General features: G+C 66.1%; 27 protein-coding genes and 1 pseudogene. 20 read left to right on the top strand and 8 right to left on the bottom strand.

All coding sequences use genetic code 11. The annotated features are described in order from the left end of the window. Nucleotides 1-205: 205 nt before the first annotated feature. The gene (locus ACSC1S_RS17370; RefSeq protein WP_435365385.1) at nt 206-718 is read right to left on the bottom strand and encodes a hypothetical protein; all 513 of its coding nucleotides are present in this window, start codon (nt 716-718) and stop codon (nt 206-208) included. 95 nt (nt 719-813) lie between these two features. Here ACSC1S_RS17370 and htpX point away from each other — a divergent pair, with 95 nt between their 5' ends. The 9 genes from htpX (at nt 814) to ACSC1S_RS17325 (ending at nt 7,135) form a co-directional block, all read left to right on the top strand. After that, nucleotides 814-1,692, top strand: a complete 879-nt coding sequence (gene htpX / locus ACSC1S_RS17365; protein WP_435320059.1) for a zinc metalloprotease HtpX — start codon at nt 814-816, stop codon at nt 1,690-1,692. Nucleotides 1,693-1,714: 22 nt separating this feature from the next. After that, a complete protein-coding gene (locus tag ACSC1S_RS17360; protein ID WP_435365384.1) occupies nt 1,715-2,152 on the top strand; it encodes a hypothetical protein in 438 nt (145 codons plus the stop codon). 25 nt (nt 2,153-2,177) lie between these two features. Then, nucleotides 2,178-2,786: a PspA-associated protein PspAB gene (pspAB, locus tag ACSC1S_RS17355; RefSeq protein WP_435365383.1), complete on the top strand. Its 609-nt coding sequence runs from the start codon at nt 2,178-2,180 to the stop codon at nt 2,784-2,786. A gap of 123 nt (nt 2,787-2,909) precedes the next feature. Then, nucleotides 2,910-3,941, top strand: a complete 1,032-nt coding sequence (radA, locus tag ACSC1S_RS17350; protein ID WP_435365382.1) for a DNA repair and recombination protein RadA — start codon at nt 2,910-2,912, stop codon at nt 3,939-3,941. Between the two features lie 125 nt (nt 3,942-4,066). After that, nucleotides 4,067-4,444 carry a DUF8147 domain-containing protein gene (locus tag ACSC1S_RS17345; RefSeq protein WP_435365381.1) on the top strand — a complete coding sequence of 126 codons (378 nt, stop codon included), beginning with the start codon at nt 4,067-4,069 and terminating at the stop codon, nt 4,442-4,444. 200 nt (nt 4,445-4,644) lie between these two features. Then, nucleotides 4,645-5,055: a hypothetical protein gene (locus ACSC1S_RS17340; RefSeq protein WP_435320054.1), complete on the top strand. Its 411-nt coding sequence runs from the start codon at nt 4,645-4,647 to the stop codon at nt 5,053-5,055. A 75-nt stretch (nt 5,056-5,130) separates the two neighbouring features. Beyond that, entirely contained in the window at nt 5,131-5,370 is a 240-nt protein-coding gene (locus tag ACSC1S_RS17335; protein ID WP_435320053.1) for a sulfurtransferase TusA family protein, read from the top strand. Between the two features lie 3 nt (nt 5,371-5,373). Further along, nucleotides 5,374-6,516 (top strand): NAD(P)/FAD-dependent oxidoreductase, encoded by a 1,143-nt coding sequence (locus ACSC1S_RS17330; RefSeq protein ID WP_435365380.1) that lies wholly within the window; start codon nt 5,374-5,376, stop codon nt 6,514-6,516. Nucleotides 6,517-6,526: 10 nt separating this feature from the next. Continuing rightward, nucleotides 6,527-7,135: a helical membrane plugin domain-containing protein gene (locus ACSC1S_RS17325; RefSeq protein ID WP_435365379.1), complete on the top strand. Its 609-nt coding sequence runs from the start codon at nt 6,527-6,529 to the stop codon at nt 7,133-7,135. 231 nt (nt 7,136-7,366) lie between these two features. Here the strand turns inward: ACSC1S_RS17325 and sufU are convergent, their stop codons facing one another. From sufU to ACSC1S_RS17305, 4 genes are all read right to left on the bottom strand, one after another. Then, entirely contained in the window at nt 7,367-7,795 is a 429-nt protein-coding gene (gene sufU / locus ACSC1S_RS17320; protein WP_435365378.1) for a Fe-S cluster assembly sulfur transfer protein SufU, read from the bottom strand. Between the two features lie 78 nt (nt 7,796-7,873). Next, the gene (locus ACSC1S_RS17315; protein WP_435365377.1) at nt 7,874-8,476 is read right to left on the bottom strand and encodes a hypothetical protein; all 603 of its coding nucleotides are present in this window, start codon (nt 8,474-8,476) and stop codon (nt 7,874-7,876) included. A gap of 49 nt (nt 8,477-8,525) precedes the next feature. Then, nucleotides 8,526-9,161, bottom strand: coding sequence for an HD domain-containing protein (locus ACSC1S_RS17310; RefSeq protein ID WP_435365376.1), 636 nt, complete (start codon nt 9,159-9,161; stop codon nt 8,526-8,528). A 43-nt stretch (nt 9,162-9,204) separates the two neighbouring features. Beyond that, nucleotides 9,205-10,452 carry an aminotransferase class V-fold PLP-dependent enzyme gene (locus ACSC1S_RS17305; RefSeq protein WP_435365375.1) on the bottom strand — a complete coding sequence of 416 codons (1,248 nt, stop codon included), beginning with the start codon at nt 10,450-10,452 and terminating at the stop codon, nt 9,205-9,207. A gap of 135 nt (nt 10,453-10,587) precedes the next feature. Here ACSC1S_RS17305 and ACSC1S_RS17300 point away from each other — a divergent pair, with 135 nt between their 5' ends. Then, nucleotides 10,588-10,788, top strand: coding sequence for a hypothetical protein (locus ACSC1S_RS17300; protein ID WP_261649259.1), 201 nt, complete (start codon nt 10,588-10,590; stop codon nt 10,786-10,788). A 21-nt stretch (nt 10,789-10,809) separates the two neighbouring features. Here the strand turns inward: ACSC1S_RS17300 and ACSC1S_RS17295 are convergent, their stop codons facing one another. Then, nucleotides 10,810-11,103, bottom strand: coding sequence for a DUF424 domain-containing protein (locus tag ACSC1S_RS17295; protein WP_435365374.1), 294 nt, complete (start codon nt 11,101-11,103; stop codon nt 10,810-10,812). Beyond that, nucleotides 11,096-11,827: pseudogene (locus ACSC1S_RS17290) on the bottom strand (tetratricopeptide repeat protein); the annotation flags it as partial. The pseudogene ACSC1S_RS17290 and the gene ACSC1S_RS17295, both read right to left, overlap by 8 nt. Before the next feature lie 181 nt (nt 11,828-12,008). Here ACSC1S_RS17290 and thpR point away from each other — a divergent pair. Further along, nucleotides 12,009-12,563: an RNA 2',3'-cyclic phosphodiesterase gene (gene thpR / locus ACSC1S_RS17285; RefSeq protein ID WP_435365373.1), complete on the top strand. Its 555-nt coding sequence runs from the start codon at nt 12,009-12,011 to the stop codon at nt 12,561-12,563. On the opposite strand, the gene ACSC1S_RS17280 is transcribed toward thpR, so the two are convergent. After that, on the bottom strand, nt 12,560-13,204 hold the full coding sequence (locus ACSC1S_RS17280; RefSeq protein ID WP_435365372.1) for a hypothetical protein: 645 nt from the start codon (nt 13,202-13,204) through the stop codon (nt 12,560-12,562). The genes thpR and ACSC1S_RS17280 overlap by 4 nt on opposite strands. A gap of 120 nt (nt 13,205-13,324) precedes the next feature. On the opposite strand from ACSC1S_RS17280, the gene ACSC1S_RS17275 reads away from it, so the two are divergent. From ACSC1S_RS17275 to ACSC1S_RS17235, 9 genes are all read left to right on the top strand, one after another. Beyond that, entirely contained in the window at nt 13,325-13,477 is a 153-nt protein-coding gene (locus ACSC1S_RS17275) for a 50S ribosomal protein L39e (RefSeq protein WP_261649254.1), read from the top strand. Continuing rightward, nucleotides 13,477-13,755 (top strand): 50S ribosomal protein L31e, encoded by a 279-nt coding sequence (locus ACSC1S_RS17270; RefSeq protein WP_435320043.1) that lies wholly within the window; start codon nt 13,477-13,479, stop codon nt 13,753-13,755. Before ACSC1S_RS17275 ends, ACSC1S_RS17270 begins: the two co-directional genes overlap by 1 nt. Nucleotides 13,756-13,757: 2 nt before the next feature. Next, complete coding sequence (locus ACSC1S_RS17265; RefSeq protein WP_435365371.1) at nt 13,758-14,423, top strand: translation initiation factor IF-6; 666 nt, start codon at nt 13,758-13,760, stop codon at nt 14,421-14,423. Between the two features lie 132 nt (nt 14,424-14,555). Then, the gene (rpl18a, locus tag ACSC1S_RS17260) at nt 14,556-14,732 is read left to right on the top strand and encodes a 50S ribosomal protein L18Ae (protein ID WP_435365370.1); all 177 of its coding nucleotides are present in this window, start codon (nt 14,556-14,558) and stop codon (nt 14,730-14,732) included. Then, the gene (gene pfdA / locus ACSC1S_RS17255; RefSeq protein ID WP_435365369.1) at nt 14,729-15,190 is read left to right on the top strand and encodes a prefoldin subunit alpha; all 462 of its coding nucleotides are present in this window, start codon (nt 14,729-14,731) and stop codon (nt 15,188-15,190) included. The genes rpl18a and pfdA overlap by 4 nt, the downstream gene beginning before the upstream one ends. A 3-nt stretch (nt 15,191-15,193) precedes the next feature. Further along, nucleotides 15,194-16,393 carry a signal recognition particle-docking protein FtsY gene (ftsY, locus tag ACSC1S_RS17250; protein ID WP_435365368.1) on the top strand — a complete coding sequence of 400 codons (1,200 nt, stop codon included), beginning with the start codon at nt 15,194-15,196 and terminating at the stop codon, nt 16,391-16,393. Between the two features lie 325 nt (nt 16,394-16,718). Next, nucleotides 16,719-18,125 (top strand): signal recognition particle protein Srp54, encoded by a 1,407-nt coding sequence (locus tag ACSC1S_RS17245; RefSeq protein ID WP_435320039.1) that lies wholly within the window; start codon nt 16,719-16,721, stop codon nt 18,123-18,125. A gap of 1 nt (nt 18,126) precedes the next feature. Continuing rightward, the gene (locus tag ACSC1S_RS17240; RefSeq protein WP_435365367.1) at nt 18,127-19,314 is read left to right on the top strand and encodes an MFS transporter; all 1,188 of its coding nucleotides are present in this window, start codon (nt 18,127-18,129) and stop codon (nt 19,312-19,314) included. 159 nt (nt 19,315-19,473) lie between these two features. Next, nucleotides 19,474-20,448, top strand: coding sequence for an ornithine cyclodeaminase family protein (locus tag ACSC1S_RS17235; protein WP_435365366.1), 975 nt, complete (start codon nt 19,474-19,476; stop codon nt 20,446-20,448). Nucleotides 20,449-20,520 lie beyond the last annotated feature (72 nt).

Below are 20,520 nucleotides of genomic sequence, written 5' to 3'. Positions count from 1 at the left end.
CGTGGCGCGCGCTGGACCGGGGGCGACGGAGACGGAGCCTCCGGTCCGAAGTCGCGCGAGGGACGAGCACCGCAGCGAAGTGAAACGAAGCGAGGAGCACAGTCGGCTGGGGAGGGTGTGGTGCGGGTGGTGCTGTGCGGTGGCGGTCATGGACACCAGCAGTTGCGGACTACTCGAACCGAGGAGACCACAGTCACAGAACGGTTCATACCCCCGCGAACAACCTCGCACTCACCAGCGCCCCGCCGATACCGGCCGCGACCGTCACGACTGGCCCCAAAACCAGCGACACCAGCAGTGCCGCAACGGTCCCGACGAGGTACATGTCGAACAGGGGCGGGTCACCCCCGGTAACCTGCTGCTGGTAGGTCTGCTGGTAGCCGCCCTGCTGATACCCTTGCTGTTGATACCCTTGTTGCTGGTACCCCTGCTGTGACGAGGCGTACATCACGCCGTCCTGTGCCTGCGGGCGATGCGTCTGCTGGAGCCGGTACACTCGATAGACCAGAAACGCCGTGAAGGCGCTGATGAGGACGCCGATGAACACGCCGAGGAAGACACCGGCGTAGAAGTTCCCGGCCACGTCGCTGACGGCGACGATGAGCATGGTGAGGACCGGCGGGCCGAGGACGACCGTGATACCGCTCACTGTCCCGACGATACAGGCGGTCACGACGGTGAATCCGGTCGCGACCAGCGGCGATTCCCCGGCCGACATTCGTCCATAACTCACACGACACGTATCTAAGCGTGTTGGCTGTTCGGTCGCCACATGGCGGTGGGCTTTAGCCCACGCGTTCCCTCACTGAGACCATGCAATGGAAAGCGGACAGGGGCCTCCAGTTCCGGATGTTCCTCACGATGTTCCTCCTCGCGGGGCTGTACATCGTGTTCATCGCCGCACTCTGGCTGTACTCGGGCGGGTCACTCGTCGCCATCGCGCTGATGTTCGCCCTGTTCAGCCTCGGCCAGTGGTACTTCAGCGACAAGCTCACCCTGTGGAGCATGGGCGCAAAAGAGGTCAGCGAAGAGGAGTACCCGAAGCTCCACGCTATGGTCCAGCGCCTCTCCCAGCAGGCCGACGTGCCCAAACCGAAGGTGGCCGTCGTCGACTCGCGCAACCCGAACGCGTTCGCGACCGGGCGCTCGCAGAAACACGCCGCCGTCGCGGTGACGACCGAGTTGATGCGCATCCTCGACGACGACGAACTCGAGGGCGTGCTCGCGCACGAACTCGCGCACGTGAAGAACCGCGACGTGATGGTCATGACCATCGCGTCGTTCCTCTCGACCATCGCGTTCCTCATCGTCCGCTGGGGCGCGTTCTTCGGCGGCGGGCGCAACCGCAACGGCGGGGGCGGCGTCATCGTCGCCATCCTCGTCTCGCTCGTGGTGTGGATATTCTCGTACCTGCTCATCCGGGCGCTCTCGCGCTACCGCGAGTTCGCCGCGGACCGCGGGGCCGCCATCATCACGGGCAAACCCCGGGCGCTGGCGTCCGCGCTGCAGACCATCTCGGGCGACATGCACCGGGTACCCAAGGAGGACATCCGCGAGCAGGCGGAGATGAACGCGTTCTTCATCATCCCCATCTCGGGCAGCGCCATCACCCGGCTGTTCAGCACGCACCCCTCGACCGAGCGCCGCATCGAGCGCCTCCAGCAGCTCGAACGCGAGATGGAATCAGTCTGATGTGTGGGTGTTCGAGACGCCGATGAACCGGCGCACCGCCGCCCTCGTCGCGCTGGTCATCGGACTGCTCGCCGCCTCGCATCCGCTCTACCTCGACGTTCACCCCGGCGAATCGAAGGTGTTCGTCGACGTGGACCGGACCGAGCGCGAGGTCGCCGAGGACGAGGTTGTAAACTTCACCGACCTGCCGCCGCGGGCGCAAGCGGCCGTCGAGACCGCCGGCGTCGACGGCGAGGCGAGCCTCTGGGTCGGGAGCGACGCGGACGCCATCGAACCGCTCGCGACCCACGACTACCTCCGGTGGGAGGGCGAACTCTACCGGGTTCGGGTAATCCCGCGTGAGGGGCTGTTCGACCGGGTCGACACCATCGTCTCGCCACTGGTCGCGCTGGTCGGCGTCCTGCTCGCCATCATCGGCGGGCGGACGCTCTGGGACGTCGAAGTGAAGGGCCGCGGTTAAGACACCCCCGTCCCACGTTCTTCCCATGGGCCTGCTGGATTCGATACGCGAAGTGCTCGGCCTCCGGGCCGAGGCCGACGCTGCCCGCGACGCCGACCCCGACGACCTCTTCGGGATGAGTACGGCCTACATCACCATGGAGGCCGAGTTGGGCTTTGCGAGTACCGGCGACGGGGCGCTCTGTTTCTCCAGCGTCGACAGCACCGACTTCGCGGACACCGTCCGCGAGGTCGAGGACATCCTCACCGCCGGCGAGTCGGAGACGGGCACCGCCTTCGAGGTGCGCGAGGACGACCACGGCTACCACTGGGTCGTGCTCCACGACGACGACCCGGAGGACCTCATCACGAGCCTGCACTTCGCCGCGGACACGTTCATCGAGCGCGACTACGGCTCGCGCCTGCTCAACGCCCTCTTCGCGTTCGAGAAGGACGGCCGCCTCGCGTACTGGGTGTACTCCTTCCGTCGGGGCGCGTACTACCCGTTCGCCCCGAAACGCGGCGAGAAGGACCGCGATAGTGGAACCGAATTCAAACTGGAGAGCAACCTCGACGGCGAGCTCGACGTGGAGAAAGAGAAGGAGTACTGGTACCCGATGTATCCGAGCAGTTCCGGGACGCATCCCTGGGAGTAACCGGCTCGTTTTCCCCTTTGAACTCTCGCAAACCGAGCGACAGCACCCCCGTCACGTCCATCACTTTCACTTTCACTCCCCTGTTAACGAGGGTTTATGGGGAAACCCGCCCCAGGGATAGATATGGCAGACGTAGACCTCGAGAAACTCCCCGGTGTCGGCCCCGCAACCGCAGACAAGCTCAAAGATGCAGGCTTTGACTCGTTCGAAGGCATCGCCGTGGCCTCTCCCTCGGAACTCTCCAACACGGCAGACGTCGGCGAGTCCAGCGCGGCAGACATCGTCCAGGCCGCTCGTGAGCACGCCGACATCGGCGGCTTCGAGACCGGCTCGCAGGTGCTCGAACGGCGCAACGAGATCGGTAAGCTCAGCTGGCTGGTCGACGAGGTGGACGAACTCCTCGGCGGCGGTGTCGAGACCCAGTCCATCACAGAGGTGTACGGCGAGTTCGGGGCCGGCAAGTCCCAGGTCACCCACCAGCTCGCGGTCAACGTCCAGCTCCCCCAGGAGGTCGGCGGGCTCCACGGCTCCGTCATCTTCATCGACTCCGAGGACACCTTCCGCCCGGAGCGTATCGACGACATGGTCCGCGGCCTCCCGGACGAAGCGCTCGAGGCGACCCTCGAGGACCGCGGCATCGAGGGAGACATCGACGACGACGAGACGATGGAGACGCTGATCAACGACTTCCTCGACAAGATCAACGTCGCGAAAGCGTTCAACTCCAACCACCAGATGCTGCTGGCCGAGAAGGCCCAGGAACTCGCCGGCGAGCACGAGGACTCCGACTGGCCCGTCCGACTGCTCTGTGTCGACTCGCTCACCGCCCACTTCCGCGCCGAGTACGTCGGCCGTGGCCAGCTCGCCGACCGCCAGCAGAAGCTCAACAAGCACCTGCACGACATCGACAAGGTCGGCAACCTCTACAACTGCGCCATCGTCGTGACGAACCAGGTCGCCTCCAACCCCGACTCGTTCTTCGGCGACCCGACCCAGCCCATCGGTGGGAACATCCTCGGCCACAAGTCCACCTTCCGGATGTACCTCCGCAAGTCCAAGGGCGACAAGCGTATCGTCCGCCTCGTGGACGCGCCGAACCTCGCCGACGGCGAGGCCGTCATGCGCGTGCAGGACGGCGGCCTGAAGCCGGAGTAACCGGACAGCTGAAACCCGACTAACCGGGTTCGTCGCGGTCAGCCGTTCCATCCACGTTCTTCGCTCCGTTTCCGTCCCGCGCTACCCGGGCACCGCTTTTTACCCCAGAACGCGTATAGGTTCGTATGGACCTTCGACGCCTCCTGCTGGCCCTCGGTTCCGGGGCGACCACGTTCCTGCTCGTCGGTGGCCTCCTCGCGTCACAGATTCCCGACATCCCGGGTGGCATCGTCGGGTTCTTCGGCGGGCTGTTCGCGGGACTCCTCGCAGTCGTCGCGGTGTGGCTCGCACTCGGCGACGCCAGTAGCACCGTTTCCCGCCTCGTGCTGGCGTACGCCGCGTTCGGCTACGCGTTCCTCGGCATCTGGTTCCTCCGGTACGCCCACGTCGCTGGTCTCCGATCCGCGGTCGATTTCTCGCTCCAGCTCGTGCTCAGCGTGGCCATCGCGGTGCTGGTCGCCGTCGGCGACTGGGCCGGGAAACGACGAGACGCGAGTGGCTGAGGTTTTATTGTCCGACTTTCACAATCATGGTCCGGTAGATTCGCGGGGCATACCAGGACGTCTTTACACCCAACACGCACCTAGTCGCAGATATTTCCCCAGAAATCACGAGTTACAGTGAAGTGTTATCACGGGTGTACTTTCCCACAATCTTGGAAATAGAGTACAAGACTATATCCGTCTCGCACCAACTATCACCTGTGACCGATACCATGAACGGCTACGCAATCGTCATCGCGACGGACGAATTCGAGAAGATAACCGCGGCGAGCATCATCGGCTCCATCGCCGCTGCCTCCGACATCCCGGTCGACGTCTTCGTGACGATGAACGGGCTCCGGCCGTTCGAGCACGAGGTCGTCGAGACCCGCGACTTCCACGTCGGGCCGCTCGGCGAGGCCATGCTGACCAGCGAGGAGACCGAGATTCCCCTGTTCACGGAGCAGTTCCGTGACGCCAAGGAGATGGGCCCAATGCGCCTCTACGCCTGCACGATGGCCATGGAGATGTGGGGCCGCGAACTCTCCGACTACGTCGACATCTTCGACGGGGAACTGGGCGTCTCCGGCTTCCTGAGCAAGGCCGCCGACAAGCAGGTCATCTTCATCTGAGCCTGCTCGCTCGCCCGGCGACCACCGTACCGCCTGCCGACCACCCACGACACCCAAATCACGAGATATCCACCCATGACCGAACAACTCACTGCTGACGTAACGATCGACGCACGCGGCTCCGGCTGCCCCGGCCCCCTGATGGACCTCATCGGGAAGGTCAAGAAAGCCGACTCGGGCACCGTCTTCGAACTCCAGACCTCCGACCGCGGCTCGGTCTCCGACGTGCCCGAGTGGGTCGAGAAGGCCGGCCACGACCTCCTCGAGACGGTCGAGCACGACGACTACTGGAGCATCTACGTCAAGAAGGCCTGAACCATGACCCGAATCGTCATCGTCGGGGGAGGCACCGGCGGCACCGTCCTCGCCAACCGGCTCGTCGAGGACCTCGAGCGCGAGGTCGCGGCCGGCGAGGTGGAGGTGACGCTGCTCAACGACTCCCCCGACCACGTCTACAAGCCGACGTTCCTGTACGTCCCGTTCGGCAAGAAGACCGCGGATGACGCGGTCCGGCCCCTCGCCGACCTCGTCGACCGGCGGGTGAACCTGGAGATCAACCGGGTCGTCGGCATCGATACGGAGAACAAGACCCTGGACTTGCAGGACGGCGGCGACACGCTGTCGTACGACTACCTCGTCGTCGCGACCGGCGCGAAGCTGGTCCCCGAGGAGGTGCCCGGCCTCATGGAAGGTGGGCACCACTTCTACGGGGCCGAGGGCGCGGAACAGCTCCGCGACGCCCTCGCCGACTTCGAGTCGGGGCACCTCGTGCTGAGCGTCATCGGCGTGCCGCACATGTGCCCGGCCGCGCCGGTCGAGTTCGTGCTCATGGCCGACGAGTGGTTCCGCGAGCGCGGCATCCGCGACCAGGTCGAAATCACGTACACCTACCCCATCATGCGATTGCACGGACTCCAGCCGGTCTCGGACTGGATGGAGCCGCGCTTCGCCGACCGGGACATCAACACGGTGACCTTCTTCAACGCGGACGAGGTCGACCCCGAGAACCGCGTCATCAGGTCGATGGAGGGCGAGGAACTGGACTACGACCTGCTCGTGGCCATCCCGCCCCACAGCGGTGACGACCTCATCACGGACTCCGGCCTCGGCGACGACGGCTGGGTCGCGGTCGACAAGCACACCCTCGAAGCCACCCACGCCGAGGACGTGTTCGCCATGGGTGACGCCGCCGACGTGCCGACCAGCAAGGCCGGCTCCGTCGCCCACTACGAGGCCGACGTCATCGCGGACCGCATCGCAAGCAAGGTCCGCGGCCAGCTCCCCACCGCGACGTTCGACGGGAAGACCGTCTGCTTCATCGAGGCGGGCATGAACGAGGCGACGTTCGTCGAGTTCGACTTCGAGAACCCGCCCGAACTCCGCGACGAGTCACGGCCCGTCCACTGGGCGAAGCTCGCGTACAACGAGTCCTACTGGCTCACCGCCAGGGGGCTGCTCTGAGGTGAGTGAGATGGCAGAAGCACCCCAGCAGATCGAGGCCGAGGAACTCGCCGAGGCCATCGAGCAGAACCCGGAAGCAGTCGCCGAGTTCGTCTCGCGACTCGACGCCGTGAACGAGCTGCTCGACGTGCTCGAACTCGGCACGAGCGCGATGGACGACGAGATGGTGATGCGCCTCGCGAAGACCGGCTCCACGCTGGCCGAATCCGCCGACGCGGTCGCCACGCCGGAGACGGTCCGGCTGGCAGAAGCCGTCGGCCGCGACGGTGACGACCTCGCCGCCGCGGTCGAGACCATCTCGGAACTCCAGCGCAACGGCACCCTCGACGACCTCGCGGCGCTGGCCGACCTGCTCGCGCTCATGAACGGCGCCGTGGACGACGACATGGTCATGCGCCTCGCCAGGACCGGCAGCAGCCTCGGCGAACTCGCCGACACCGCCGCCGAGCCCGACACGGTCCGTGGGCTGGAGCGCATGCTCCACGCGGTCGGGGATGCGAACGCCAAGGAATCCGAGCCCGTCGGGGTCATCGGCCTCGCGAAGGCGACGCGGGACCCCGAGGTCAAGGAAGGGCTTGGCTACCTGCTCGCGCTCGCGAAGGCGCTCGGAAGAGAGTAAAAATCAGTCGTCGTCTTCTTCGGTCGTCGTCCTGTCCAGGTCCTTCTGCTACCACCTTTTGTCTCGCTCGGCTCCGCCTCGCTCCCAAAAGCTGGACCAAAAAGTGGGTAGAGAGGCTCAGTCGTCGTCTTCTTCGGTCGTCGTCCTGTCCAGGTCCTTCTGCTACCACCTTTTGTCTCGCTCGGCTCCGCCTCGCTCCCAAAAGCTGGACCAAAAAGTGGGTAGAGAGGCTCAGTCGTCGTCTTCTTCGGTCGTCGTCCTGTCCAGGTCCTTCTCACCGAGGTATATCTCCGCACCGTCCTGTGCGACCTTCTCCGCGAGGACGGCGCACTTGATGCGCATCGGCGAGATTTCGACGCCGAGCATGTCGACCACGTCGTCGCGGTCCATCTCGGCGAGTTCGTCGAGCGTCTTCCCGCGGAGCTTCCCCGAGAGCATGCTCGCGGAAGCCTGCGAGATGGCACAGCCGTCGCCGCGGAACGCCACGGCGGCGATGGTCTCGCCGTCGTCGTCCAGTTTCACGTCCATCCGAATCTCGTCACCACACATCGGGTTCTCGCCGACGTGGGTGAACGTCGCATCCTCGATCTCCCCGTAGTTGCGCGGGTTCTTGTAGTGGTCGAGGATCTGCTGTCGGTACATGTCCGAGCCCATTCCCATTGTTGTGCGCTGGTAGGGTAGTCCTCCGGAAAAACGTTCCGCAGCGGTGTGACACCGTCTCTCTCTGCTCGACCCGGCTCAGACCGGGTCGTCGTCGGGTCGCGTCGCCGGGTCGATGGTGGCCCGACCGACCGGGTCGTAGTGTGAGGTCGACACCGGGTCGACCTCGGTCGTCGGAACCAGGTCGGATTTGGTCTGTCTGTCCACGTCGGCACGTCGCTGGCGGGCCCGGATTCCAGGTTCAGACACCGGTTCCTGCACGGACTGGGCCGCCAGGGCTGGACTCGACGGGGTTGCAGTCGTCGGCTCGGCGGCCTGCTTCGGGCGGTCTTCCGCTGGCTCCGGCCGCGGCTCAGCTGACTCGGCCACCGGGTCGTCTGGTTCTTCCACGCTATCGTCCAGTTCTACCACGTCTTCTCCCGCGTCTGTGTCCACGTCGGACCCCCCGTCTCCTTGCATGACCCCCTCCGAAGGCTCCGTGCCCTCCTCCTCGTCTTCCCCCGTCCAGTGCGCCCCCAGCATGCCGGCCACCCCGACGACCGCCCCGATGAACGCGAGCGCGTCGACCGCCCCGAACCCTGCGGTCGACAACCCCTCGACGAACCGGGCGAACGTGATGACGAGCAGTCCCAGCAGGAGGAACTGCAGCGCCATGAGGTGTCGTTCGAGCGTGTCGTCCATACCCTACAGAGGTGACGAGAACGGGTATTACTTTCGCAGAACTGAGGTATCAGCGTTCGCCAGTGACTTCGGCCTCGAAGCGGCTGACGAAGGTCTCCAGGAAGTCTTGACGGCCAGCTGCCACCTCTCTGCCGGCGTCGGTGTACATCCGCGACTCGAGTGTGAGGAGCTTCTTGTGGAGGTGGTTGAAGGCGGTCTCGCCTGCTGCCGAATCGTCGGCTGCTGGAGGCAACTCCGGGTCGTGGATAGGGCGCTCGAACTCGCCGGCGTGCGCGAAGGTCCGGGCGAGGCCGACCGCGCCGATGGCATCGAGGTTGTCGGCGTCGGAGAGGAGCTTCGCCTCGAAACTCTCGGGTTCGACGTCGTTCGAGAACCGATGGGCGCGGATGCAGTGGGCGACGGCGTCCCGCGTCTCCGCGTCGACCCCGGATTCGGCCAGGATGTCGCGGGCTTCCTCGGCACCCCACTCCGCGTGACAGTCGATTTCGCCGTCGGCCTCGCGCTTCCGGCCGATGTCGTGGAGCCACGCCGCGGCCAGGAGGACGTCTTCGTCTACCTCGCGGTCGGTGTCTGCGGCGAGTCGCTCGGCGTTGGCGACGACGCGCTGGACGTGGTGCCAGTCGTGGGTGGGCGAGAGCCCGCCGAAGTAGCTGCGGGCGCGGTCGCGGAGGGCGGTCTGGTCCATGTGGCGTCGAGTCTCGACCGACCGGAAAAACGGTTGTGTTGTCCTACGCGAACAGCTGGCGCGCCTCGTCGACGGCCTCGACGAGCGCGTCGACCTCCTCGCGAGTGTTGTAGATGTAGAACGAGGCGCGGGCGCTGGCGGCGACGCCCAGCTTGTCGTGCAGGGGCTGGGTGCAGTGGTCGCCGGCCCGGATGGCCACGCCGTAGTCGTTGACGATGGAGGAGAGGTCGTGGGCGTGGACCGTGTCGAGGTTGAACGCGACGAGGCCGCCGCGGCCCTGCTCGGGCGTCGGCCCGTAGATCTCGACGTCGTCGTGCTCGGAGAGGCGGTCGTAGGCGTATTCGGCCAACATCTCCTCGTGGGCCTGGACCCGCTCCATCCCGATGTCATCGAGGTAGTCGATGGCGGCCTCGAGGGCGATGCCCTGCGAGATGTTGGGCGTGCCGGCCTCGAACTTCCAGGGCAGGTCGTTCCACTTCGACTCCTCGAAGGTGACCTTCTTGATCATCTCGCCGCCGTAGAGGTACGGCTCCATGTCCTCGAGGATGTGCTTCTTGCCGTAGAGGACGCCGATGCCGGTCGGGCCGCACATCTTGTGGCCGGAGAAGGCGTAGAAGTCGGCGTCGATGGCCTCCACGTCGACCGGCCGGGTCGGGACGGCCTGTGCGCCGTCGACGAACGCGAGGGCGCCGTGGTCGTGGGCGAGGTCGGCGAGTTCCGAGACCGGGTTGACGGTCCCGAGGGTGTTCGAGACGTGGACCACCGAGAGCATCTTCGTGTCGTCCGTGATGAGGTCCGCGGCGGCCGCCATGTCGAGCTGGCCGGACTCGTCGATGGGGATGTACTTGACCTCCGCGCCGGTCCGCTTGGCGATCTGTTGCCAGGTAACCAGCGAGGCGTGGTGCTCCATCTCGGTCGTGACGACCTCGTCGCCGGGGCCGAGTTCGTTCAGGCCCCAGGCGTAGGCGACGAGGTTCATGCTCTCTGTCGTGTTCTTCGTGAAGATGACCTCCTCGCGGCCGCCAGAGGCCCCGATGAACTCGGCGACGCGGTCGTGGGCGTCCTCGTAGGCGATAGAAGCCTCCTGGCTCAACGTGTGGATGCCGCGGTGGACGTTCGCGTTGTAGCCGTGGTAGTAGTCGACGATGCAGTCGACGACCGGCTCGGGGGTCTGCGTCGTCGCCGCGTTGTCGAGGTAGACGAGGTCCGTCCCGTCGAACTGGCGCTGGAGGATCGGGAAGTCCTGCCGGATGCGTTCGACGTCGAGGGGGTCGGTCGTCTGGGTGCTCATTGCTGTTCCCTGGGGGCCAGAGACCCAATTGTCCTTCGGTACAGGACGGGACTGCTATCGGCCCCAGAGACGGTCAGTTGCAACGACTGGAAACGAGACGGCGGTTTTTTATCCGATGGCCGAGTCGCGCCAGCCATGCGCCGACTCTTCGACGTGTGGCTCGTCACGGTCGTCGTGTTCACACTGATCGTGGCCCCGACCGTGCTGTTCACCACCGCGCAGTCTGCCGACTCGCTGCTCGTCGAGTCCGAGTTCCTCCTGAGCCTCGTCGTGGGCTACCTCGTGGTGTTCCACGGCGCAACAGACGTGTTCGTAAACAGCTTCCGTCGTCGGTGACCGACCGCAGAAACGACCGACTCAGCCCAACCGGAGCAACTGTGCGTGGAGCGTTCCCTCGATGTCGAGCACCGCGTCCTCGTCGATGAACCCGGCTTCGACGGCCACGTCGACGGAGCGCTTTCCGACGATGTTCGCGACGGTCGCCCGGCGCAGACTGTCCAGTACCTCGGCCTCCTCGCGGTGTTCGCCGCCGTAGAACTCCTCGGAGACCGTGAGCGACACTGCCCCGTCCTCGAACGTCTCGCCTATGACGTCCGGGTCACAGACGGAGACGAGCAGTCCTTCCTCGGTCTGTCGTTCGTTAACGATCATCCACCAGTTCCTCTTCCTTTCGTTTGCGAATCTCCTCGGCTTCCTCCGCGACCTCCTCGGCCTCCTCGTCGCGGCCGAGTTCTTCGAGTGCGCGGGCCTTCTCGCCGAGCACGTCGGCGGTGCGCATCCCGAGGCGGATGGCGTTGTCGAGCGCGTTGAGCGCGTCCTCGGCCAGCCCGCGTTCGAGCAGGAAGAACCCGCGGTTGTACCACGCCTGGGACGAGCGCGGGTCGAGTTCGACAGCGCGCTCGGCGTGTTCGAGCGCCCGGGAGACGTCGCCGGACTCCCAGAGTGCGTAGGCGAGGTTCGTCTCCGCGTCGGCGGCGAACCGCCCATCGTCGTCGATGTGGAGGGCCTCCTGGTAGGAGCTGATGGATTCGTCCCACTCCTCCATCTCGGCGTGAGCGACGCCCTTGTTCACCCAGCCCTCCTGCTTGACGGCATCGTCCTCGGCGAACCGGGCGGCGCGCTCGAACGTGTCCGCGGCCTGCTCGTGGCGATTGATGCCCATGTAGTTCAGGCCGACGTCGATGAGTTCGTCCGCGTCGACCGAGTCCGCGTCGACGTTACGCTGGTCCAGCATGTCCGTCAGGACGCGCGAGTCGACGGGGTCCACCTTCGTCGGGTCCACACCGAGTTCGGGTGGGTCGAGGTCGAACTCGTCGTACGGGTCCGAGAAGCCCTGTCCCTCCGAGAACTTGTGGTCTCGCTCGCGGTCAGTCATAAGTCGCGGTTGGCCGTGAACACGGGTAAGGGTTGCGACACCCGAAAACGGCATATATCGCCCCCGTCAGCAGCGTCCAGGAGCGGTGTGCCCCCAGAGCATGAGTGGGCAATGACCCCGCCCCAGTCTGGTGGTTTGAACGGAAGGTACATTCAAGGTACAGACTGCCGTCAGTTCTGGCATGCGACTCTTTGTCAGTATCGACCTCCCCGAGGACATCGCCGACGACGTGGCGGCCCTCCAGGACTGCTTCGAGGAGGCGACCGGCCTGAAGTTCGTCGACCCGACGCAGGCCCACGTCACCCTGAAGTTCCTCGGAGAGGTGAGCAAGGCCCGGCTCCCCGCCGTGAAAGACGCTGTCGAAGCGGGCGTCAGAGACGCCGAGGTCGCCCCGTTCGACGCCGAGTTCGGCGGCCTCGGCGTCTTCCCGTCGCTGAGTTACATCAACGTCCTGTGGCTCGGCGTCGGCGAGGGGGCCGCGGAGATGACCGCGCTCCACGAGGGTATCGAGGCCGAGACCACCGCCATCGGGTTCTCGCCGGAGTCACACGAGTTCACCCCCCACGTCACGCTCGCCCGGATGGAACACGCCGGTGGGAAGGAGACCGTGCAGGCGTGTGTCCGGGACAACGACCCCGATGCGGGGTCGATGCACGTCGAGGAGGTCCGCCTGACCGAGAGCGTCCTCACGCCGGACGGGCCGCAGTACCGGACCGTCGAACGGTTCCGGCTCTAGGCGTCTCCGTCACGCCACCGGGCGAGCCCGAGCAGGCTCGCGATGCCCGCCGCCGTCCCCGCGAGTTCGAAGCCCGGAATCGAATCCTGACCGCCGTCGGCCGTCGGTGAGACTGTCGTTTCCGACCCCTCGGGGATTCGGGCGTCCGAGACGGCCTCGGTGTCGACCCCGACGTAGCCGTTCCCACAGGTCTCGGCGTCGCTGACGATGAACACCGCCCCCGACTCGATGTGGTCCTTCTCGCCGTTCGTGAGAATCTGGATCTCCGCGCCCTGTGGGTCCGTGGCGAGTTTCGTCGTGAGGACCGCCTCGTAGACCACGGTGTTCGACGGAGGCCAGTCGGTGAGCCCGCACTGGTCGACCGCGCTCGTGTCCACCTCGCCGGTGACCTCGTCCGCGACCACGAGGAAGTCACCGACGTAGTCGCCCTCGTCGTCGTCGGGAGCCTCGAACGCCATCTGGCGGCGGATACCTGACCCGCCGGTGGTGGGAGAGTCGGTGGAAGTGGACTGGCTGGTCGGCTCGCTCGTCGTCTCCGTCGCCCCGGCGGCCCCGACGGCGGCGACCGAGCCCGCTGTCGTTACCACGCTCTTGAGCACCGCGCGACGCGTTCGCTTGTCGTGCGTACTGCCATCAGGCATGGTCTCGCCTATGGGTACGACGCCCGGACGGGAAACCACCGCGCCAAGACACCTAGTGGCTCGGTTTGGCGCACAGAAAAGAACAACATTTTAAACTCGGCAGAGGTACTTCCGGCCACTATGGGTAAGAAATCGAAGGCCAAGAAAAAGCGCCTCGCCAAGCTCGAGCGACAGAACAGTCGCGTTCCGGCGTGGGTCATGCTCAAGACCGACATGGAAGTCCAGCGTAACTACAAGCGCCGCAACTGGCGACGTAACGACACCGACGAATAATGAGTTCCAGTGATTTCGAGGAGCGTGTCGTCACCGTCCCGCTCCGAGACGTGAACGCAGAAGCGAAGCACAAGCGTGCAGACAAAGCGATGACGCTCATCCGCGAGCACCTCGCCCAGCACTTCAAGGTCGACGCGGATTCGGTCCGTCTCGACCCCTCGATCAACGAAGCGGTCTGGTCGCGCGGCCGGAAAAAGCCCCCGAGCAAGCTCCGCGTCCGTGCCGCCCGCTTCGACGAGGAAGGCGAGGCCGTCGTGGAAGCCGAACACGCGGAGTAACGTTGCTCCGTACCGCGTTCGCCGGGTCACCGTACGTCGGCGTCTTCGCGCGGGCGACGAACGACTGTCTCCTCTGCCGTCCAGACATCGAGTCGTCCGTCCTCGAAGCCATGATCGACGAACTCGAGGTGCCCGCTATCCCGACGACCATCGCCGGCTCGTCCACCGTCGGCGCGCTAGCCGCCGGTAACTCGAACGGACTCGTCGTGTCGAGCCGCGTCACCCAGCGCGAGCGCGACCGAATCGCAGAGACCGTCGACCTCACCATCGGCGAACTCCCCGGTCGGCGCAACGCCGCCGGGAACATCGTGCTCGCCAACGACACCGGTGCGTACGTCCACCCGGAACTCTCCGACGAGGCCGTCGCCGTCGTCGAGGACACCCTCGAGGTGCCCGTCGAACGAGGCGACCTCGCGGGGGTCCGCACGGTCGGTACCGCCGCTGTCGCCACGAACAAGGGCGTGCTCTGTCACCCCAAGTCCACCGACGCAGAACTGGACTACCTCGAAGACCTGCTCGGCGTTCCCGCCGACGTCGGCACCATCAACTACGGTGCCCCGCTCGTCGGCTCCGGGCTGGTCGTCAACGACACCGGCTACGTCGCCGGCGAGGACACGACCGGGCCCGAACTGGGCCGCATCGAGGACGCACTCGGCCTCATCGACTGAGCGACCCCTTCGACGTTTCCACCGTTTCTCCCACCCTCGCCAGCCACGGGTAGCGCCACGCGTGAGAACGAGCGACGAGCCACGGCAGGTGAGAAGGGAAGATTCTTCCATCTCGCTCACGCAGTTTCGGGCATGAGTCAGTTTACTATCCGCGGGACGTTCCAGACACGTCACGGGCCGAGCCCGTTCGAGACGACGATCGACGCAGAGAACGAGAACGTCGCACTCGAGCACACGTACGCGAACTTCGGCAGCAAGCACAACCTGAAGCGTACCCAGGTCGAGATCTCGGAGGTCGAGGAACAATGATGGGCGGTGGCGGCGGTCAGGCCCAGCAGCTTCAGCAGGAGATGCAGGCGATTCAGGCCGAGATCGAGGAGATCGAAGAGGAGATCACCGAGGTCCGTAACGAGAAGAGCGAGATTGACGAGGCCGTCGAGGCCCTGAACACGCTCGAATCCGAGTCCATCGTGCAGGTCCCGCTCGGCGGCGACGCGTACATCCGCGCCGAAGTGCAGGACATCGACGAGATCATCGTCGGCCTCGGCGGCGGCTACGCCGCAGAGCGCGATCGCGACGGCGCCATCGAGACCCTGGAGAACAAGCAGGACTCGCTGGACGACTACATCGACGAGCTCGAAGCGGAGATCGCAGAGCTCGAAGAGGAGAACAGCGAGATCGAGGCGCAGATGCAGCAGATGCAACAGCAGCAGATGCAACAGCAGATGCAGCAGATGCAGCAGCAGGAGGAAGCCGACGACGAGTAATCGATGTTCGACAACCTGAAGGAGAAGCTGGGTAGCTTCCGCAAGGACGTCGAGGAGACGGCCGACGAGAAGGCCGAAGCGGCCGAAGCGGACGCACCCGAAGCCGAGGCGGAGCCAGCAGCCGAGGAGGACGTGGCTGCGGCCGACGCCGAGGCGTCAACCGAGTCCACGGTGGACGACGAGCCTGTCGATTCCGCCGACACCGTCGAGGGGACTGTCGACGAGCCCGACGAGGCAGCGTCGACCGAGTCGGTCCCGGAGGCCGACCCCCGCGAGGACGACGATGTCGAGGAGTCGGACGGGAACTCGACCGGCTTCGGCTCCAAGCTGAAGGCGGCCGCCACGGGCAAGTTCGTCATCGAGGAGGAGGACCTCGAGGACCCGCTCTGGGAGCTCGAGATGGCGCTCATCCAGTCCGACGTGGAGATGAGCGTCGCCAACGAGATACTCGAGAACATCAAGCGCGAGCTCGTCGGCGAACGCCGGAAGTTCACCGAGTCGACGGGGAACATCGTCGAGGAGGCGCTCGCCGATGCCCTCTACGACGTCATCTCGGTCGGCCAGTTCGACTTCGATGCGCGCGTCGCCGAGGCCGACAAGCCCGTCGTCATCATCTTCACCGGCGTCAACGGCGTCGGGAAGACGACGAGCATCGCGAAGCTCTCGCGCTACTTCGAGGAGCGCGGCCTCTCGTCCGTGCTGGCGAACGGCGACACCTACCGCGCCGGCGCGAACGAGCAGATCCGCGAGCACGCGGACACCCTCGGCACGAAGCTCATCGCCCACGAGCAGGGCGGTGACCCGGCGGCCGTCATCTACGACGCCGTCGAGTACGCCGAGGCCCACGACATCGACGTGGTCCTGGGTGACACCGCCGGTCGCCTGCACACGAACGAGGGCCTGATGGACCAGCTCGAGAAGATCGACCGGGTCGTCGGGCCGGACATGACCATCTTCGTCGACGAGGCCGTCGCCGGCCAGGACGCGGTCCAGCGCGCGAAGAAGTTCAACGAGGCGGCCGCCATCGACGGCGCGATCCTCACGAAGGCCGACGCGGACTCCAACGGCGGCGCGGCCATCTCCATCGCCCACGTCACGGGCAAGCCAATCCTGTTCCTCGGTGTGGGGCAGGACTACGGCGACCTCGAGCGGTTCGACCCCGACCGGATGGTCGAACGGCTGCTCGAGGAAGACGAGGAGTAGGCTGCAGTCGAACTCGACCGCGTTTCTTCTTCGGTGTCGCTCTCCGGGACGCTCCAGTGGAAACCACCCAGGTCCTCGAAGGGCACCGTTTCGGGTGGAGATGCGAGACACCCGCCCGAGCCCAGGCTCGTCGCCAGGTGGAAGGTGACTGCGGAAAGTGGGATGGCAGTACAGGTGTGGTTACGCAGTCACGAGGTATGGTACACCACACCACACCATAAAGCTCTGCAGGAACCAGTTACCCCTCTGGGCCGACACGACGGGGTTCCCACAGGCCAGCGGCGAGAAAAAGGCTTTAACGCGCGACGCGACTAGCGGACAGTAAATGGTACTCGACGACCTCGGGAGTTCGCTGCGGGGCACGCTCGATAAGCTCCGTGGGAAGTCCCGTCTCTCTGAAGAAGACGTCGAGGAGATCGTCAAGGAGATTCAGCGTTCGCTCCTGCAGGCTGACGTCGACGTCTCCCTCGTGATGGACCTCTCGGACAGCATCAAGACGCGCGCCCTGGAGGAGGAGCCACCGAAGGGGACGCCGGCCCGGGACTTCGTGCTCCGCATCGTCTACGAGGAGCTGGTCGGGCTCGTCGGTGACTCCACCGACCTCCCCCTGGAGAACCAGACCATCCTCCTCGCCGGGCTGTACGGGTCCGGGAAGACCACGAGCGCGGCGAAGATCGCCTGGTGGTTCTCGAAGAAGGGCATGCGCCCGGCCATCATCCAGACCGACACCGACCGTCCCGGTGCGTACGACCAGTCCAAGGAGATGGCGCGTCGCGCCGAGGTCGACTTCTACGGCGACGACGACGCCGAGGACCCCCTCGAGATCGTCCGCGACGGGATGGAGGCCACGAAGGACGCCGACATCCGCATCGTCGACACGGCGGGTCGTGACGGCCTGAACCAGGAGCTCATCGACCAGATCGAACGCATCGAGGACGTCGCCAATCCCGACAAGAACCTGCTCGTCATCGACGCCGCGATGGGCCAGTCCGCGAAGGAGCAGGCCCAGAAGTTCGAGGAGTCCATCGGTATCGACGGCGTCGTCATCACGAAGCTCGACGGGACCGCGAAGGGTGGCGGCGCACTCGCCGCCGTCAACGAGACCGGCTCGTCCATCGCCTTCCTCGGGACCGGTGAGGAGGTCAAGGACGTCGAGCGCTTCGAGCCCGACGGCTTCATCTCCCGCCTGCTCGGCATGGGCGACCTCAAGCAGCTCACCGAGCGCGTCGAGCGCGCGATGGAGGAGACCCAGGCCGAGGACGACGAGGACTGGGACCCCGAGGACATGCTGAAGGGGAACTTCACCCTGAAGGACATGAAGAAGCAGATGGACGCGATGAACAAGATGGGTCCGCTCGACCAGATCATGGACATGATTCCGGGCTTCGGCGGGGGCATCAAGGACCAGCTGCCCGACGACGCCATGGACGTGACCCAGGAGCGCATGCGCAGCTTCGAGGTCATCATGGACTCCATGACCGAGAAGGAGATGGAGAACCCGCGTGGAATCGGCCAGAAACAGGTCGAGCGCATCGCGCGCGGCGCGGGCCAGCCCGAGGAGAAGGTGCGTGAACTGCTCCAGCAGCACAAGATGATGGAGCGCACCCTGAAGCAGTTCCAGGGTGGCATGGACGGCGACATGCAGCGGATGATGAAGAAGATGCAAAAGCAGGGCGGCGGTGGCGGCGGTATGGGCGGTCTCGGTGGCGGCGGCGGTGGGCCGTTCGGATAGAGTGGCCCGAATCCGCGACCTCGCCAGCTACGACGCGCTCGTCCTGACGGCGCTCATCTGGTTCCTCGCGAAGTTCCTGAGATATGCGTTCCCGCCCCTGTTCGGGACGTTCCAGAGTACCTACAGCGTCTCGAATTCGGTCGTCGGGACGGCCTTTACGGCCCTGATGCTGGCCTACGCCGCGATGCAGTTCCCCTCTGGCCTGCTCGCGGACCGGGTCGGCGGGGTCCGCGTCGTGACTGCTGGGGCCATCGTCGCTGCGGTGGCGTCACTCGCGCTCACCATCTCGCTCCCGTTCGGCGTGCTCGTCGGGGTGATGGTGCTCGTCGGGGTCGGGACGGGCGCGCACAAGACGGTCGCGGTACGCTTGCTCTCGCGGGTGTATCCCGCCAGAACCGGCCGGGCGCTGGGCGTGATGGACACGTTCGGAGCCTTCGGCGGCGTGGTCGCGCCCGCGGCCGTGGTCTGGGCGCTGGCTGCCGGCGGCGCGGACTGGCACGTCGTCTTCCTCGGTGGTGGCGTCGCGGGACTGGTGCTGGCGGGGCTGTTCCGGTGGCGGGTGCCGAGCCGACTGCCGCCGGAGCCAGAGTCCGAGGGCGAGGCCGGCGGTTCGAGCGCCTACCGTGCCCTGTTCTCCGATACCTGGTTCCTCGTCTTCGTCGCCGTCACCATCCTGTTCTCGTTCACCTACAACGGTGCGGTCGCGTTCCTGCCCCTGTACCTCGAAGACGCCGCGGGACTGTCGCCCGCGACCGCCGGAACCCTCTACTCGGGGCTGTTCCTCGTGAGCCTCGTGCAGGTCGTCACCGGCGACGTGAGCGACCGCCTCGGCCGGCTGACGGTCATCGGCGGGACGCTGGCGCTGGCGACGGCGGGACTGGCCCTGGTCGTCGCAGTCCCCGAGAGTCCACTCCCGGTACTCGCGGGGGCAGTCATCGCCTTCGGCCTCGGGAGCCACGGCTTCCGACCGGTTCGCGGGGCGTACCTCGTCGAGTTGATTCCCGATTCGGTCGCGGGGGGTGGTCTGGGGGTCGTTCGGACCCTGCTCATGGGCGTCGGGGCGGTCGCCCCGGCCGTCGTCGGTATCGTCTCCGACGTGGCGAGCTTCCAGGCGGCCTTTGCCGTTCTTCTGGCCTCGCTTGCTGCGGGGCTTGCGCTGGTCGGGGTGCTCGCAGTCGGTGAACCCTGACGAACGACCGTTCTTTCGGCGTTCCAGGCACCGAACCACCTGCGTCGGCACGCCGTGGACGGTGGCAGAAGTGGACCACCACGGGGTGTACTACCGGGCGCGGCTGGCGAAGTGAGTCAGCCGGAAACAGTTAACACGGCCGCCGGCCACTCCCCGGACATGGTACTCGTACTCTCCGACGAGGAGGTCGCGTCGCTCATCGACCTCCCGTCGCTCGCGCCCGTGGTCGAGGACGCACTCGTGAGTCAGGGCCGTGGCGAGGTCGAGCGCCCGGACCGCCCGCACTACGATATCGGAACCGGCCTCGACGGGCCGGAGCCGCTGGGGATGGGCCTCGCCATGCCCGCGTACATCCACGGCGAGCCTCACTTCGCGACGAAACTGGTCGGGGTCAACGAGGGCAACGCCGACCGCGGGCTGCCGACCATCCACGCGCAGGTCGTCCTCGCCGACGCGCGAACCGGCCAGCCCGTCTCGTTCATGAACGGCGGACGCATCACGAACGCCCGGACCGGCTGTATCGGCGGCCTGGCGGCGCGCGACCTGGCACCGAGTGGCCCCGTCCGGGTCGGTGTGCTCGGCGCTGGCACGCAGGCGCGCTGGCAGACCCGTGCCATCGCGGCGCTGTGTGACGTCGACTCGGTCAAAATCTACTCGCCAAGCGACTCGCGCGAGGACTGCGCCGCCGACCTCCGCGACCACGACATCCCGGCCGAGGCGGTCGACTCGCCGGAGGCAGCGGTGCAGGACGCGACCGTCGTGGTGACGACGACGACCAGCACGAAGCCCGTGTTCCCCGCCGACGCGCTCGCACCGGGCACGCTCGTCGTCGCGGTCGGCGCGTACACCGGCGAGATGCAGGAACTGGAGTCCGCGGTGTTCGACCGGGCCGCGCGCGTCTTCGCGGACGTGCCCGAGGAGGTCGCAGAGATTGGCGACCTGCTGGCGACCGACCTCACCGAAGACGACCTCATTCCGCTGTCGGCGGTGTTCGAGGGCGAGGCTGGTCGGGAGTCGGACGAAGAGATACTGGTGGTCGAGAGCGTCGGAACGGCGGTCCTCGACGCGGCAACCGCGGCAGACGTGTACGAATCGGCGACTGAGGCGGGTATCGGGACCGAACAGTCGTTCTGAGCGGGAGCAGTCGTTCTGAGCAGCAACAGTCGTCCTGAGAACGTCGGCAGTCGCCCTGAAGTGGGTCGGCAG

Origin of the sequence: Haloarchaeobius pelagicus (assembly GCF_051207375.1) — an archaeon.
GTDB lineage: Archaea > Halobacteriota > Halobacteria > Halobacteriales > Natrialbaceae > Haloarchaeobius.
Note: the sequence above shows the minus strand (reverse complement) of the source record. Positions and strands in the feature narration are given on the sequence as shown.

What these genes read in the sequence shown, in the direction of transcription:
- ACSC1S_RS17325 (WP_435365379.1), top strand. Translation starts at nt 6,527, where the DNA reads ATGGCAGAAGCACCCCAGCAGATCGAGGCCGAGGAACTCGCCGAGGCC.
- ACSC1S_RS17280 (WP_435365372.1), bottom strand. Translation starts at nt 13,204, where the DNA reads ATGCCTGATGGCAGTACGCACGACAAGCGAACGCGTCGCGCGGTGCTC.
- ACSC1S_RS17275 (WP_261649254.1), top strand. Translation starts at nt 13,325, where the DNA reads ATGGGTAAGAAATCGAAGGCCAAGAAAAAGCGCCTCGCCAAGCTCGAG.
- radA (WP_435365382.1), top strand. Translation starts at nt 2,910, where the DNA reads ATGGCAGACGTAGACCTCGAGAAACTCCCCGGTGTCGGCCCCGCAACC.
- ACSC1S_RS17235 (WP_435365366.1), top strand. Translation starts at nt 19,474, where the DNA reads ATGGTACTCGTACTCTCCGACGAGGAGGTCGCGTCGCTCATCGACCTC.
- ACSC1S_RS17315 (WP_435365377.1), bottom strand. Translation starts at nt 8,476, where the DNA reads ATGGACGACACGCTCGAACGACACCTCATGGCGCTGCAGTTCCTCCTG.
- ACSC1S_RS17295 (WP_435365374.1), bottom strand. Translation starts at nt 11,103, where the DNA reads ATGATCGTTAACGAACGACAGACCGAGGAAGGACTGCTCGTCTCCGTC.
- ACSC1S_RS17335 (WP_435320053.1), top strand. Translation starts at nt 5,131, where the DNA reads ATGACCGAACAACTCACTGCTGACGTAACGATCGACGCACGCGGCTCC.
- sufU (WP_435365378.1), bottom strand. Translation starts at nt 7,795, where the DNA reads ATGGGAATGGGCTCGGACATGTACCGACAGCAGATCCTCGACCACTAC.
- ACSC1S_RS17330 (WP_435365380.1), top strand. Translation starts at nt 5,374, where the DNA reads ATGACCCGAATCGTCATCGTCGGGGGAGGCACCGGCGGCACCGTCCTC.
- ACSC1S_RS17360 (WP_435365384.1), top strand. Translation starts at nt 1,715, where the DNA reads ATGAACCGGCGCACCGCCGCCCTCGTCGCGCTGGTCATCGGACTGCTC.
- pspAB (WP_435365383.1), top strand. Translation starts at nt 2,178, where the DNA reads ATGGGCCTGCTGGATTCGATACGCGAAGTGCTCGGCCTCCGGGCCGAG.
- thpR (WP_435365373.1), top strand. Translation starts at nt 12,009, where the DNA reads ATGCGACTCTTTGTCAGTATCGACCTCCCCGAGGACATCGCCGACGAC.
- ACSC1S_RS17305 (WP_435365375.1), bottom strand. Translation starts at nt 10,452, where the DNA reads ATGAGCACCCAGACGACCGACCCCCTCGACGTCGAACGCATCCGGCAG.
- ACSC1S_RS17370 (WP_435365385.1), bottom strand. Translation starts at nt 718, where the DNA reads ATGTCGGCCGGGGAATCGCCGCTGGTCGCGACCGGATTCACCGTCGTG.
- ftsY (WP_435365368.1), top strand. Translation starts at nt 15,194, where the DNA reads ATGTTCGACAACCTGAAGGAGAAGCTGGGTAGCTTCCGCAAGGACGTC.
- pfdA (WP_435365369.1), top strand. Translation starts at nt 14,729, where the DNA reads ATGATGGGCGGTGGCGGCGGTCAGGCCCAGCAGCTTCAGCAGGAGATG.
- rpl18a (WP_435365370.1), top strand. Translation starts at nt 14,556, where the DNA reads ATGAGTCAGTTTACTATCCGCGGGACGTTCCAGACACGTCACGGGCCG.
- ACSC1S_RS17345 (WP_435365381.1), top strand. Translation starts at nt 4,067, where the DNA reads ATGGACCTTCGACGCCTCCTGCTGGCCCTCGGTTCCGGGGCGACCACG.
- ACSC1S_RS17270 (WP_435320043.1), top strand. Translation starts at nt 13,477, where the DNA reads ATGAGTTCCAGTGATTTCGAGGAGCGTGTCGTCACCGTCCCGCTCCGA.
- ACSC1S_RS17245 (WP_435320039.1), top strand. Translation starts at nt 16,719, where the DNA reads ATGGTACTCGACGACCTCGGGAGTTCGCTGCGGGGCACGCTCGATAAG.
- htpX (WP_435320059.1), top strand. Translation starts at nt 814, where the DNA reads ATGCAATGGAAAGCGGACAGGGGCCTCCAGTTCCGGATGTTCCTCACG.
- ACSC1S_RS17310 (WP_435365376.1), bottom strand. Translation starts at nt 9,161, where the DNA reads ATGGACCAGACCGCCCTCCGCGACCGCGCCCGCAGCTACTTCGGCGGG.
- ACSC1S_RS17300 (WP_261649259.1), top strand. Translation starts at nt 10,588, where the DNA reads ATGCGCCGACTCTTCGACGTGTGGCTCGTCACGGTCGTCGTGTTCACA.